The organism is Streptomyces sp. NPDC005004 (assembly GCF_053600675.1).
Genome location: NZ_JBSGAH010000009.1, coordinates 30767 through 43606, shown reverse-complemented (window position 1 = coordinate 43606; position 12840 = coordinate 30767). Strand labels below are relative to the sequence as shown.

Below are 12840 nucleotides of genomic sequence, written 5' to 3'. Positions count from 1 at the left end.
AGGCGACCGCTGACAACGGGCACGTGAGGATGCCGTACGCCCCCGCTCACCAGCTCGTCTTCCGGTACAGCTCCCAGACCGTCATGATCGTCGAGGGGTCGAGCGCCCGCTCCCCGCCGGAGATGTCGCCGCTCGCCGCGAGGTACTGCCGGCCCTGCCACAGCGGCAGCAGCCGCGCGTCGTCCGCGAGCTCCTGCTGCGCCTCCGCCATGTCCTTGACCACCTCGGCGCGGTCGCGCATCGCGCGCGAGCGGGGCAGCAGGACCGAGGTGATCCTCTTGGCCGGATAGGGCGTGCCGAGCGCGTTGTTCTCGCCGACGAACGGCGTGATGAAGTTGTCCGGGTCGGGGAAGTCCGGGAACCAGCCGCGCCCGAACACCGGGTACTCCCCCTTCTGGTATCCGGCCACATAGCTCTTCCAGGGCCGCGCCTTCAGGGTGATCGTGAACAGTCCCGAGGCGTCGAGCTGCCGCCGCAGCTCCTGGAACATCAGCGCCGTCTCGGAGCCGTAGCGGTCGCTGGTGTACCAGAGCGTGAGCGGGACGCGCCGCTTGATGCCCGCGCCGGTGAGGGTCTTGCGTGCCTTGGCGGTGCTCGGGTCGCCGAAGGTGTCGAAGAACGGCGTGGTGTGCCCGACCAGCCCCTTGGGGACCATGGAGTACAACGGGTCCACGGTGTCCTTGTAGACCCGGTGCGCGATGGCCCCGCGGTCGACGACCTGCGCGACGGCCCGGCGTACGGCGTCCTGCCGCGCCCAGGGGTCCTTGGGGTTGAAGACCAGGTAACTGATGTCGATCCCGGCGCCGTCGATCAGCTGGAGGTCGGTGCGGTCCTGCTTCTCCAGGGCGACGATGTCACCGGCGGCGAGCCCCCGGTAGGTGACGTCGATCCGCTTGTCGCGCAGCGCCTGGACCATGGAGCGGGAGTCCTGGAAGTAGCGGATGGTCACCGCGTCGTTGAGCCGCTTGGCGTAGCCGTCGTAGCGGTCGTTGCGGACGAGGACGGCCTGCTTGCCCTCGTCGTAGGACTGGAGGCGGTAGGGACCGGAGCCGTGGACGTCGCCCTTGTCGCGCAGGGAGTGGGCGGGGTAGTCGCGCGGGTCCACGATCGACATCGCGGGGGTGGCGAGCACGAACGGGAAGGTGGCGTCGGCCTTCTTGAGGTGGAAGACCACGTCGCGGTCGCCGGAGGTCTCGACCCGGTCCAGGCTGCCGAGCAGACCCGCGGGGCCGCCCGGGGCGTTGATGAGGCGGATGCGGTTGATGGACGCCTGCACGGCCTGGGCGTCGAGCGGGTGGCCGTCGGAGAACTTCATGCCCGGGCGCAGCCGGCAGTGGTAGGTACGGCCGGCCGAGTCGGAGAAGCCGCAGCTCTGTGCGGCGTCGGGCTGGGGGGTGGTGGTGCCGGTGGGGTAGGCGAGGAGGGTCTGGTAGACGTTGCGGAACAGTTCCCAGGAGCCGTCCCAGGCGCCGGCGGGGTCCAGGGTGCTGGGGGCGCTGGTGGTGCCGACGACGATCGGGCCGTCGTCGGTCCGGGCGCTGCCGGGGAGCAGGGCGCAGCCGGACACCAGGCTGATGGACGCGGCCGCCGCGACTCTTCGAAGGAATCGGTTCCGCTTGAACACGCGCACGCTCCTCGATCCGCCGTACCAAGGTCGGCAGACCATACCGCAGCATTTGGTCTCCTGAACCTCCCCTGAAACAGCCGTTGTTGACGGATCGGACGGTGACAACGTCGTCATCGCGAAGGCCGGTCGCCGCACAGCGCTCCGGGCGCCGTTCCGCTGGGGAACGGCGCCCGGAAGAGACGGCCGGTCAGGGGCCAAAAGCCCCGCGAGGAGGGTCAGCCCACCCCGGCGTTGAGGAAGATACCGCCGTCCACGACGAGCGTCTGGCCGGTGATCCAGTCGGACTGCTCGGAGGTGAGGAAGGCGGTGGCCCCGCCGATGTCGGAGGGCACACCGAGCCGGCCGAGCGGGTAGGAGGCGGCGGCCTCCGCCTCGCGGCCCTCGTAGAGCGCCTCGGCGAACTTGGTCTTCACCACGGCCGGGGCGATCGCGTTGACCCGCACCTTGGGTGCGAACTCGTGTGCGAGCTGCTGGGTCAGGTTGATCATGGCGGCCTTGCTGACGCCGTAGGCGCCGATGAACGGCGAGGGCGCGAGGCCCGCGACGGAGGCGATGTTGACGATCGCGCCGCCGTGTTCGCGCTGCCAGGCATGCCAGGTCTTCTGGGCGAAGCCGAGCGCCGAGACGACGTTGGTCTCGAACACCTTGCGGGCGACGTTCAGGTCGACGTCCGCGATGGGGCCGAAGACCGGGTTGGTGCCCGCGTTGTTCACCAGAAAGTCGATGCGGCCGAAGGCTTCCATGGTGCGCTCGACCACCGTGCTCTGGTGGTCGAGGTCGTGCGCCTTGCCCGCGACGCCGATGACGCGTTCGGCGCCGAGCCGCTCGACGGCCTCCTTCAGCGCCTCCTCGTTGCGGCCCGTGATGCACACGCGGTCGCCGCGCGCTATCAGGGCCTCCGCCACGCCGTAGCCGATGCCCCGGCTCGCGCCCGTGACGAGCGCGACCTTGCCGGAGAGCTCCGGGAGTTCAGTCATGTCCGTGATCCTCAAGATTCCCGAGTGACGAGGTTGCCCAGTTCTCCCGGGCGACTAGTCGAGCGGTCCGCCGGCGACGTAGAGCACCTGGCCGGAGACGAACCCGGCCGCCTCGCCGGTGAAGAAGGCGATGGCGTTGGCGATGTCCTCGGGCACACCCACGCGCTGGACCGGGATCTGGGTGGCGGCGGCCTTCTTGAAGTCGTCGAAGCCCATGCCGACGCGCTCGGCGGTGGCCTTGGTCATCTCGGTGGCGATGAAGCCGGGGGCCACGGCGTTGGCGGTGATGCCGAACTTGCCCAGCTCGATGGCGAGGGTCTTGGTGAAGCCCTGCAGACCCGCCTTGGCGGCCGAGTAGTTGGCCTGGCCGCGGTTGCCCAGCGCGGAGGACGAGGAGAGGTTGACGATCCGGCCGAAGCCCGCGTCGACCATGTGCTTCTGGACGGCCTTGGTCATGAGGAAGGAGCCGCGCAGGTGCACGTTGAGAACGGTGTCCCAGTCGGACGCGCTCATCTTGAACAGCAGGTTGTCGCGCAGCACACCGGCGTTGTTGACGAGGATCGTGGGCGCGCCCAGCTCCTCGGCGACCCGGGCGATCGCGGCCTCGACCTGCGCCTCGTCGGAGACGTCCGCGCCGACCGCGATGGCCTTGCCGCCCGCCGAGGTGATCTTCTCGACGGTGTCCTTGCAGGCGGCCTCGTCCAGGTCGATCACCGCGACGGCGTGACCCTCGGCTGCCAGGCGTACGGCGGTGGCGGCGCCGATCCCTCGTGCCGCGCCGGTGACTACCGCGACCCGCTGTTCAGTGGTGGACATTGCTGCTTCTCCTCGCCCTTGAGAGAACCCGAGTGGCCCTTGACAGGACCCGAGTGCGGTGAGCGACCGCTTAGTACCTTCCGCACCCGTGACGCTAGAAGCCCTGGCACCCGGTGTCAACGGGACACCGGGTGGTGTGATCCATTACCTGACCAGGAGGTCGAGCAGCCGTTCGGTCTCGGCCACCGGATCGGCGGTCAGCCCGGTGTGCACAGCCCCCGGCTGGACAACGGCGGAGCGGGGCGCGATCAGCCAGCGGAAACGCCGCCCGGCATCGTCGCCCACGGCCTGACCGGCGTCCTCACCCCCCGCGCAGATCCGCTCGACGGCGCCGAGCGCGGCCCTGATCCCGGCCACGTCGGCCTGGGGGTCGAGGGCGAGGAGGCGGGACTCGTCCAGATGGGTGCGGGCGCCGATGTAGTCGTGGGCTCGGCAGTAGACGAGGACCCCGGCGTTGATCCGCTCGCCGCGCTCGACGCGGGGGACGACGCGGAGCAGGGCGTACTCGTACACGGCGCGGTCGCCGCCCTGGCCCGTCCGGGTGATGTGGCGCTCGACCACATGTCCGGCCATGTGAATGTGGTGCTCGCTCACTTGCTCTCCTGGAGGCCGTCGATGCGCTCGTGGACGGAGACCGCCCGCGCGAGAAGGGGCCGGGCGTAGGCGCGGCGCAGGTCGTCCGGGGTGTCGAAGCCGGGCTCGCCGGTCAGCCACGCGTCCGGGATCTCGGCGGTGACCTCGGCGAGCAGGTCCTCGGTGACCCTCGGGGCCAGCTCGGCGGCAGCGGCGGCGACATCCGGGGCGAAGCGGGCGAGAGCGTGGTCGGCGGCGTTGTACGGACGGGCGGCCGAGGCGTCGGCGGAGGGCCAGTTGTGGTGCCAGATCATGGTGGCGCCGTGGTCGATGAGCCACAACTGTCCTTGCTGGACAAGGAGGTTGGGGTTGCGCCAGGAGCGGTCCACGTTGTTGATCAGCGCGTCGAACCAGACGATCCGGCCCGCTTCCTCGGGCGTCACCGGGAAGGCGAGCGGGTCGAAGCCGAGGGCGCCGGAGCGGAAGTCCATGCCGAGGTTGGCGCCCCCGCTGGACCGCAGCAGGTCCTGCACCTGCCGTTCGGGTTCACCGAGGCCGAGGACGGGGTCCAGTTGGACGGTCACCAGCCCGGGCACCCGGAAGCCGAGGCGGCGGGCGAGCTCCCCGCAGACGACCTCGGCGACGAGGGTCTTGCGGCCCTGCCCGGCGCCGGTGAACTTCAGGACGTAGAGCCCGAGATCGTCGGCCTCGACGAGCCCCGGCAGCGAGCCGCCCTCACGCAGGGGCGTGACGAACCGGGTGGCGGTGACTTCGGTCAACATTTGCCCAGGTTATATCGCGTGCGACGGCCTTCGGCCGGCCGCCGTTTCCGCCGCTCCTGCGAGGATCGGCGCATGACGGACCCTCCCCCGCGGATCAACGCCCTCATCGTCGACGCCACGGATCCCGAGCGGCTCGCCGCGTCCTGGTCCGCCCTCCTCGGCAGTCCGGTCGTGGGCCGGACCGGACGACCCCTCTCCACACGGGCCCTCCCGCGCCTACGATCGGCCGGGCACCGTCCCCGCACGTCCGGACCGGCCGTACGACCGTCAGGAGAACCGTGGAGACCTCGTCCGCAGGAGCCCCGCACCGCCTGGACCCCGCCGGCGGCTGCCCGCACGCCGACAACACCCGGCTGCTCGCCCTCGGCGCGGTGGCGCCCGTCGAACTGCCGGGCGGGGTCGAGGGGATGGCCGTCCTCGGGCACGAAGCGCTGAGGGAGTTCCTCCAGCATCCCGAAGTCGCCAAGGACGCACGGCACTTCGCTGCTCTGCGGGAGGGACGGATCGCACCGGGCTGGCCACTGCTGACCTTCGCCACCGTGCGCGGGATGACCACGGCGGACGGCGAGGACCACCGGCGGCTGCGCTCCCTGGTCGCCCGGGCGTTCACTCCCCGCCGGGTCGAGGCGCTGCGTCCGCGTGTCGTGGAGCTGACCGACGCCCTCCTGGACGATCTGGCGGCGGCAGCCGAGGCGGGCGAGGGGGTCGCCGATCTGCGCAGGCGCTTCGCGATGCCGCTGCCCATGAGTGTGATCGGTGAACTCCTGGGCGTGGACGCGGAGTTCCGTGACCGGCTGCACCGGCTGAGCAACGCGGTGACGGGAACCGACATCGGACCCGAGGCGGTACTCGCCGCGAACCGCGAACTCGTGGGCGTGCTCGGCGAGATCGCCGCCGCCAAGGCCGCGCGCCCCGGCGACGACCTGACCAGCGCCCTCATCGCGGCCCGCGACGAGGGCGGCGACCGGCTCGGCCAGGAGGAACTGATCGGCACCCTGGTGCTGTTGATCGTCGCCGGGCACGAGACGACCCTGAACCTGATCACCAACGCGGTGCGCGCCCTGTGCGCTCACCGCGACCAACTCGCCCTGGTGTGCGCGGGCGGGGCGAGCTGGGCCGACGTGGTGGAGGAGACCCTGCGCTGGGACGCGCCGGTGAGTTACTTCCCGTTCCGCTACCCGGTGCGGGATCTCGTGGTCGACGGCACCGTGATCCCGGCGGGCACCCCGGTTCTCGCGGGCTACTCCGCCGCCGGGCGCGACCAGGCGGCGCACGGCCCGGACGCCGGCCGTTTCGACGTCACACGCCCCGGCCGCCCCGACGCCGTACGGCACCTCTCCCTCGGTCACGGCGCGCACTACTGCCTGGGCGCCCCGCTCGCGCGGCTCGAAGCGACCGTGGCCCTCGAGCGCCTGTTCACCCGCTTCCCGGACCTCGAACTCGCCGCCGAAGAAAACGACTTGCCCCGCCACCCCAGTTTCGTCGGCAACACCGTGCACGTGCTTCCGGTCCGGCCCGTCCCGACCGGGCGGCCCGCGGCGGACTGACCCTCCGCCGGGCCTTACGCCCTCCTCGTTCCCGAGCGGTGAGGATCGGGGCACGTGACTGAACGGGCGGTGCCGCCGGGCCGTACCCCTGGACAGATCACGTACGAGCACCCCGGCGGAAGGGAACACCCCATGACCAGCGCATCGTCCCAGCCCGTAGCGAACCCGGCCCGGCGTACGGTGATGGCGGCGGCCGGAGCGGCCGGGCTCACCGTGGCCCTGGCGGCCTGCGGCTCGGACAACGGTTCCGACACCGTCGGCAGCGGCGCGGCCGGTGCCGCGCTCGGCAAGACCTCGGACATCCCGGAGGGCGGCGGCAAGATCTTCAAGGACGAGGGTGTGGTGGTGACCCAGCCCTCCGCCGGGACGTACAAGGCGTTCTCCGCCAAGTGCACCCACCAGGGGTGTGCGGTGGGCAGCGTGAGCGACGGGGTGATCGTGTGCCCGTGCCACAACAGCCACTTCTCGGTGGAGGACGGCAGTGTGAAACAGGGGCCCGCGACGCAGGGGCTGCCCGCGAAGAAGATCAAAGTGTCCGGCGACTCGATCGAGCTGGCCTGATCACGCTCCCCCGGGCCGTGTTCCCTTTTCCGGCGCCCTGCCGGAGGATCGTCGGCACGGGGGTGTTCTCTTGGACGACTGGGGAGAAGAGGGGGCCGTATGACCGTCACCGAGCAGCGCCGGGGCCGGAAGATCATGATGACTCCGGGCGAGCTGGACGCGTTCCTGACCGTCCAGCGCACCTGCCGGGTCGCGACCGTCGCGGCGGACGGCACCCCGCACGTGAGCGCGCTGTGGTTCGTGTGGGACGGCACCTCGCTGTGGCTCTACTCCGTGGTGCGCAGCAAGCGCTGGTCCCAGCTCAGCCGTGACCAGCGGATCGCGGTGGTGGTGGACGCGGGCGAGGAGTACGACCAGCTGCGCGGGGCGGAGCTGTCCGGACGGGTGGACTTCGTGGGCGAGGTGCCGCGCACGGGTGAGCTGTGTGCCGAACTCGACGCGGTGGAGACACTGTTCGCGCGCAAGAACTTCGGCCTGGACGAGATGCCGCACGACGGGCGGCACGCCTGGGCCCGGCTGACGCCGGAGAAGATCGTCTCCTGGGACTTCCGAAAGCTGGGCAAGGCGTAAAGCCGGGCAGGCGTAGGCCCGGGCACGGCGCAGGAGGCACCCCGGCTTCGACCGCCGCCCCGGCCTCAGTCGCCGCCCCGCCTCAGCCGAGCTGCCGGGCCGCCGTCCGCAGCGCCTCGACCGCCGCGCGGATCGAGGGACGGCGGTCCGCGTCAGCGCGCCAGACCACGTAGACATGCCTGCGCACCCGCTGCTTGAGCGGGACCAGGACCACGCCCGGCGGCACCGGGTCGCGCCCCAGCAGAGGCGCGATGCACACCCCCAACCCGGCAGCCACGAGCGCGAGTTGGGTGTGGGTCTCGCCTGCCCGGTGCCCCACGAGGGGCTCGACTCCCCGGGAGCGCAGGGTGAAGATCAGCCACTCGTGGCAGAACTCGCCCTCGCCCCAGGTGATCCACTCGTCCTCGGCGAACTCGGCGAGGTCCACCTCGTCACGGCCCGCGAGCGGATGTCCGGCGGGGATCGCGACCTCCGCGGGATCGTCCAGCAGCGGCGCCTTGACCAGGCCGTCCGGCACGGGCATCGGCTTGTTGTACCAGTCGAGCACCACCGCGAGGTCGAGGTCGCCGCGGACGACCCCGGCGACGCCCTGCTCCGGTTCCAGCTCGCTGGAGCGCACCCGCAGCCCCGGATGCAGGGCTCGCAGCCCGGCGAGCGCGGCCGGGAAGAGCCCGCGGGCCGCGGTGGGGAACGCCGAGAGGCGCAACTCGCCGACGACCTGCCCCCGGTGTGCCTCCAGGTCCGACTGGGCCAGCTCCACCTGGGAGAGGATGCGCGAGGCGTGCTCGGAGAGCAGTCGGCCCGCGTCCGTGAGCCGGACCCCGCGCCCGTTCTTGGCGAGCAGTCGCTGCCCGACCTCCCGCTCCAGTTTGCCGAGTTGCTGCGAGACGGCGGAGGTGGTGACGTGCAGCGCGTCGGCGGCGGCGCTCACCGAGCCGTGCCGGGCGAGGGCGTCCAGGGTGCGCAGGCGCTCCAGGTTCAACATGTAAGCGATCCTAAGAGATACCGCGTGACAATTCTCGATTGTGCTACGAAGTTGCGAGCCGCATCTTTGATGGCATGAGCACGGTCTCCCCTTCCCGCACGGCAACGCCCGCGTCCGCCGACCTCGCTTCCGCCGATTCCGCGTCCGCCCCGGTCGCCGCCCAGCGCCCGCGCACCGACTGGCGGCTGCGCTTCGGCCTTCTCTCCGCGATCTGGGGCTTCAGCTTCCTTCTGATCAAGGTCGGCACGACCTCGTACGCCCCGTTCCAAGTGACCCTCGGCAGGCTGGTGTTCGGCACGGCCGTGCTCGTGGCGGCGATGGCCGTCAAGCGGGAGCGACTGCCGCGCGGGGCCCGGACGTGGGGACACATGGCGGTCGCCGCGTTCTTCCTGAACGCCGCGCCCTTCTCCCTCTTCGCCTACGCGGAGCTGACCATCCCCTCCACGCTGGCCGGCATCTGCAACGCCACCTCGCCGCTGTGGGGCATGGTCCTCTCTCTGGTCGCCCTCTCCGAGGACCGCCCGACCCGGGTCCGCTTCGCCGGTCTCGGCCTCGGCTTCCTCGGGGTGCTGACGGTCCTCGGCGCGTGGCAGGGCTTCCACGGCATCGACGCCACGGGCACGGCGATGGCCCTGCTGGCCTCGCTCTGCTACCCGGTCGGCTGGATCTACGTCCGCCGCACCCTGTCGGGCACCGGCAACTCGCACCTCGCCATGACGGGGGCGCAGTTGTTCCTGGCGACCGTGCAACTGGCCGTCGTCACGCCCCTGTTCACCTCGTTCCCGACCCATTTCGCACTCGTCCCGCTGCTCGCGGTGGCCGCGCTCGGCGCCCTCGGCACGGGCGTGGCGGTGCTCATCCAGTACGGACTTGTCGCCGAAGTCGGGCCCACCACCGCGCAGATGGTGACCTACTTCATCCCGGTCATCGCCACGGCGGCGGGCGTGGCGATCCTCGGGGAGTCGGTCGCCTGGACCACTCCGGTGGGCGCGGTGATCGTCCTCGCGGGGGCCGCGCTCACACAGGCACGGCGGAAGAGCTGAGCACCGCAGCCGCCCCCGGAGCGGGACCTTCCCGAGTCACCCTCACCGGCCAACCCCGCGTCACCCGTACGACCGTGCCGGTGACGGCCGTACCGCCGCCGCCACCGCGTCCGCCAGCGGCTCGATGTCAAAGTCCGCGAGCGGCGAGACGGTGATGCGGACGCCTGGCGGGGTGTCGAGCCGGAAGCGGGCGCCGGGCGCCACGGCCCAGCCGGACTGCAGGAGCCGGGCCACGGCGCCCGTCTCGTCCGGGACCGGCACCCACACGTTCATGCCGCTGCGGCCGTACGCGGTGACCCCGCGCCGCGCGAGCGCCTCGGTCAGCGCCGTACGGCGCGCGCCGTAGGACCGCGCGACCGAGCCGTCCACCGCGCCGTCGGCCCACAGTCTGGCCACCGCGCGCTGGAGGAGCAGGCTCACCCAGCCGGGCCCGAGCCGCTGGCGGCCGCGCACCCGGTCGACGGTGCGGGCGTCCCCGGTGAGGACGGCGACGCGCAGATCGGGGCCGTAGTTCTTGGAGACCGAGCGCACGAAGGCCCAGCGGGTGGTGGCACCCGCGAGCGGATACGGCGCGAGGTCGACGAAGCCGTGACCGTGGTCGTCCTCGACGAGCAGCACGTCCTGATGCGCGCGCAGCACGCCCCGCAGAGCCCGCGCACGTGACGCGCTCACCGAGGCGCCGGTGGGATTCTGCGCGCGGACGGTGACGATCAGCGCGCGTGCCCCGGCGTCCAGGGCGGCGCGCAGGTCCGCCACGCGCGGACCCTCGTCGTCCACGCCCACCGGTACGGCGCGCAGCCCGAGCGCCGGGACGAGGTCCAGGACACTGCCCCAGCCGGGGTCCTCCACCGCGACCGCGTCGCCGGGCCTGAGGTGGGCCGCGAGGACCCGCTCGATCGCGTCGAGCGAGCCGGAGGTGACGGTGAGGGGCCCTTCGGGCACGCCGTCGGCGTCGAGTTCGGCGCGGGCGATGCGGGCGAGTTCGGGGTCGACCGGCTCGGTGCCGTAGAGAACGGGGGCGCGGTCCGCGCGGGCGGCCGCGTCGGCGAACGCCGGGCCGAGCGGCGGCAGCAGGGCCGGGTCGGGGTTGCCGGTGGACAGGTCCCGGCCCCCGGGCGGCACCTCCACGCGCAGCTCGTCGCGGCCGGTCGTGGCGGGCTTGGACCGCACCCGGCTGCCTCTGCGCCCGGCGGTCTCGATCACCCCGCGTTCGCGCAGGGTGCGATAGGCAGCCGCGACGGTATTGGGGTTCACCCCGAGATGCGCGGCCAACTCCCGTAGCGGCGGCAGCACTTGTCCCGGTCGCAGCTCACCGCTGCTCACCGCGCGCTCCACACTGCCAGCGATCTCCGCTGCGCCACGACCTTCGATCGGATACTCTCCTAGCACAAAGCAGATTATGCACTAGTGCAATAGAAGAGTCCAGGGAGGGACCGCCATGCAGGGGACCGAGGAGAAGCCCGGCGCCTACACGCCGACCGACCGCACCGTGCCCACCCGCTCCGCCGAGCGGGCGTCCTACGACAAGGAGCTGGTGCACGCGATCCTCGACGAGGGGTACCTGTGCCATCTCGGCTTCGTGCGCGACGGCGCGCCGGTGGTGCTGCCGACGCTGTACTGCCGGGTGGGTGAGCGGCTGTACGCGCACGGCTCGACCGGTTCGCGCCCGCTGCGGATGTCCGGCGCCGAGGACCCGGGTCTGCCGGTCTGCCTCACCGTCACGCATGTCGACGGTCTGGTCCTGGCCCGCTCCGCCTTCCACCACTCGATCAACTACCGCTCGGTGGTGGTCCACGGCATCGCCCGCCAGGTCACCGACCCCGAGGAGCGCTCGATGGCCCTCGACGCCCTGGTGGACCAGGTCGTACCCGGGCGCTCGGCCGACTCCCGCCCCGCGAACAAGAAGGAACTGGCCGCCACCGCGGTGATCCGCGTCGACCTCACCGAGGTCTCGGCCAAGCTCCGCACGGGCGACGCCAACGACGAGCCCGAGGACCTCGCCCTCCCGCACTGGTCGGGCGTGGTCCCCCTCCGCAAGGGCTACGAAGTCCCGGTACCCAACGGCGACTTGGCACCGGGACGTGAACTCCCCGGCTACCTGGTGGCGTTGACGGACGACGCCTCGGACCGCGCGACGACCGAGGTCTGACCCGCGGCTGCCCTCCTCTCCCCCGCCGCGAGGGCCGCGACCGCGCCGAGCAGCAGCAGGGTGCCCGTCACCGTGGCCGCCGTCAGGTGTTCGCCGAGCAGGGCGACTGCGAGGACGGCTGCGGTCACCGGCTCCAGGAGCATGATCACGGAGACGGTGGCGGAGCGTACGGCGGCGGCTCCCGCGAAGTAGAGCGCGTAGGCGAGGGCGGTGGGGACGGAGGCGAGGTAGGCGAGCAGCGCCAGGAGCCGCAAGGGGTGCCCGGTGTGCGGGAACACCCCCTCGACGAGGGCGAACGGCAGCAGGCACAGGGTGGTGACCGCGAAGGCGCCGACCGTGGTGGCTCCCGCGTCGCCCGCTCCCGCACGACCCCACCAGCGGGTCAGCAGGGTCATCGCGCTGTAGCCCGCGGCCGAGCCGAGCGCGCAGAGCACGCCCGCCGGGCGGACGGTGCCGCCCGAGCCGCCGAGGGTGAGCACGGCGAGCCCGGCGAGCGCGCCGCCGACCGCGAGGACACCTCCGGCGCCCAGCCGTTCCCCGAGCAGGAACCGGGCGCCGAGCGCGATGAGCACGGGACCGGCGCCGAGGGTCACGACCGTGGCGACCGCGAGGCCGGTGGCGTCCACGGCGGCGAAGTAGGCGGTCTGGAAGACGGCCAGACCGACGCCGGTGGCGAGCACCTGCCGGAGCAGGGCGGCGCGCTCACGCGGGGCGGCGGCCGGGGTGCGGCGCCCACGGCGCAGCAGCCGGCCCGCGACCAGCAGGACGAGTCCCGCCGCGCAGCGCCAGAAGGACAGGGCGAAGGGGCCCATGTCCCCGGTGCGGTAGACCAGGGAGGCGACGGCACCCGCCGTGCCCCAGGTGGCACCGGTGACGATCAGATAGAGCAGGCCACGCCCGACGGGCAGGCCGGAGACAGCGTTCGACACGAGGTTTCTCCGCAGAAACGCACTGGATGGTGCGGAAGTTGGAAGGCGTCCGATCGGGGACGCGTGGACTTCATCTGCGGGCAGCACCGTCCCGCCCGGCGCGTGCTGCGCGGGGCGTGTTCTTCCCGGAGGCCCGCCTCAGGCGGCCGGGGGCGGAAGGACGAGTGCGCGCGAATACATGATCACCAGCTTAGCCCCGGTACCCGCGTCCGCGCCATGATCCGCCGGACGACGCGGAGCGGCGGCGAGCGACGGCGACGCGGCAGATGTGCGTGCCAGAC

At 72.2% G+C, this 12840-nt stretch carries 13 protein-coding genes; 5 read left to right on the top strand and 8 right to left on the bottom strand.

Annotated features, from left to right (window positions below):
* Positions 1 to 46 precede the first annotated feature (46 nt).
* From ACWEEU_RS14630 to ACWEEU_RS14610, 5 genes are all read right to left on the bottom strand, one after another.
* Positions 47 to 1624 (bottom strand): ABC transporter substrate-binding protein, encoded by a 1578-nt coding sequence (locus tag ACWEEU_RS14630; protein ID WP_385746541.1) that lies wholly within the window; start codon positions 1622 to 1624, stop codon positions 47 to 49.
* A 218-nt stretch (positions 1625 to 1842) separates the two neighbouring features.
* On the bottom strand, positions 1843 to 2604 hold the full coding sequence (locus tag ACWEEU_RS14625) for an SDR family oxidoreductase (RefSeq protein ID WP_385746539.1): 762 nt from the start codon (positions 2602 to 2604) through the stop codon (positions 1843 to 1845).
* Positions 2605 to 2658: 54 nt separating this feature from the next.
* On the bottom strand, positions 2659 to 3420 hold the full coding sequence (gene fabG, locus ACWEEU_RS14620) for a 3-oxoacyl-ACP reductase FabG (RefSeq protein WP_451732187.1): 762 nt from the start codon (positions 3418 to 3420) through the stop codon (positions 2659 to 2661).
* 144 nt (positions 3421 to 3564) lie between these two features.
* Positions 3565 to 4014: a DUF3037 domain-containing protein gene (locus ACWEEU_RS14615; RefSeq protein ID WP_385746535.1), complete on the bottom strand. Its 450-nt coding sequence runs from the start codon at positions 4012 to 4014 to the stop codon at positions 3565 to 3567.
* Complete coding sequence (locus ACWEEU_RS14610; protein WP_385746533.1) at positions 4011 to 4775, bottom strand: HipA family kinase; 765 nt, start codon at positions 4773 to 4775, stop codon at positions 4011 to 4013. The genes ACWEEU_RS14615 and ACWEEU_RS14610 overlap by 4 nt, the downstream gene beginning before the upstream one ends.
* Before the next feature lie 278 nt (positions 4776 to 5053).
* On the opposite strand from ACWEEU_RS14610, the gene ACWEEU_RS14605 reads away from it, so the two are divergent.
* From ACWEEU_RS14605 to ACWEEU_RS14595, 3 genes are all read left to right on the top strand, one after another.
* The gene (locus ACWEEU_RS14605) at positions 5054 to 6322 is read left to right on the top strand and encodes a cytochrome P450 family protein (RefSeq protein WP_451732183.1); all 1269 of its coding nucleotides are present in this window, start codon (positions 5054 to 5056) and stop codon (positions 6320 to 6322) included.
* 132 nt (positions 6323 to 6454) lie between these two features.
* Positions 6455 to 6883: a Rieske (2Fe-2S) protein gene (locus ACWEEU_RS14600; RefSeq protein ID WP_385746530.1), complete on the top strand. Its 429-nt coding sequence runs from the start codon at positions 6455 to 6457 to the stop codon at positions 6881 to 6883.
* 99 nt (positions 6884 to 6982) lie between these two features.
* Entirely contained in the window at positions 6983 to 7453 is a 471-nt protein-coding gene (locus tag ACWEEU_RS14595; RefSeq protein WP_385746528.1) for a pyridoxamine 5'-phosphate oxidase family protein, read from the top strand.
* Between the two features lie 82 nt (positions 7454 to 7535).
* Here the strand turns inward: ACWEEU_RS14595 and ACWEEU_RS14590 are convergent, their stop codons facing one another.
* Positions 7536 to 8438 (bottom strand): LysR family transcriptional regulator, encoded by a 903-nt coding sequence (locus ACWEEU_RS14590; protein WP_385746526.1) that lies wholly within the window; start codon positions 8436 to 8438, stop codon positions 7536 to 7538.
* 74 nt (positions 8439 to 8512) lie between these two features.
* Here ACWEEU_RS14590 and ACWEEU_RS14585 point away from each other — a divergent pair, with 74 nt between their 5' ends.
* Positions 8513 to 9481 carry a DMT family transporter gene (locus ACWEEU_RS14585; RefSeq protein ID WP_451732179.1) on the top strand — a complete coding sequence of 323 codons (969 nt, stop codon included), beginning with the start codon at positions 8513 to 8515 and terminating at the stop codon, positions 9479 to 9481.
* 60 nt (positions 9482 to 9541) lie between these two features.
* On the opposite strand, the gene ACWEEU_RS14580 is transcribed toward ACWEEU_RS14585, so the two are convergent.
* The gene (locus ACWEEU_RS14580; protein WP_451732176.1) at positions 9542 to 10870 is read right to left on the bottom strand and encodes an aminotransferase class I/II-fold pyridoxal phosphate-dependent enzyme; all 1329 of its coding nucleotides are present in this window, start codon (positions 10868 to 10870) and stop codon (positions 9542 to 9544) included.
* 49 nt (positions 10871 to 10919) lie between these two features.
* Here ACWEEU_RS14580 and ACWEEU_RS14575 point away from each other — a divergent pair, with 49 nt between their 5' ends.
* Positions 10920 to 11630 (top strand): pyridoxamine 5'-phosphate oxidase family protein, encoded by a 711-nt coding sequence (locus tag ACWEEU_RS14575; protein WP_385746520.1) that lies wholly within the window; start codon positions 10920 to 10922, stop codon positions 11628 to 11630.
* Here the strand turns inward: ACWEEU_RS14575 and ACWEEU_RS14570 are convergent.
* Positions 11576 to 12559 (bottom strand): DMT family transporter, encoded by a 984-nt coding sequence (locus ACWEEU_RS14570; protein ID WP_451732173.1) that lies wholly within the window; start codon positions 12557 to 12559, stop codon positions 11576 to 11578. The genes ACWEEU_RS14575 and ACWEEU_RS14570 overlap by 55 nt on opposite strands.
* Positions 12560 to 12840: the final 281 nt, after the last annotated feature.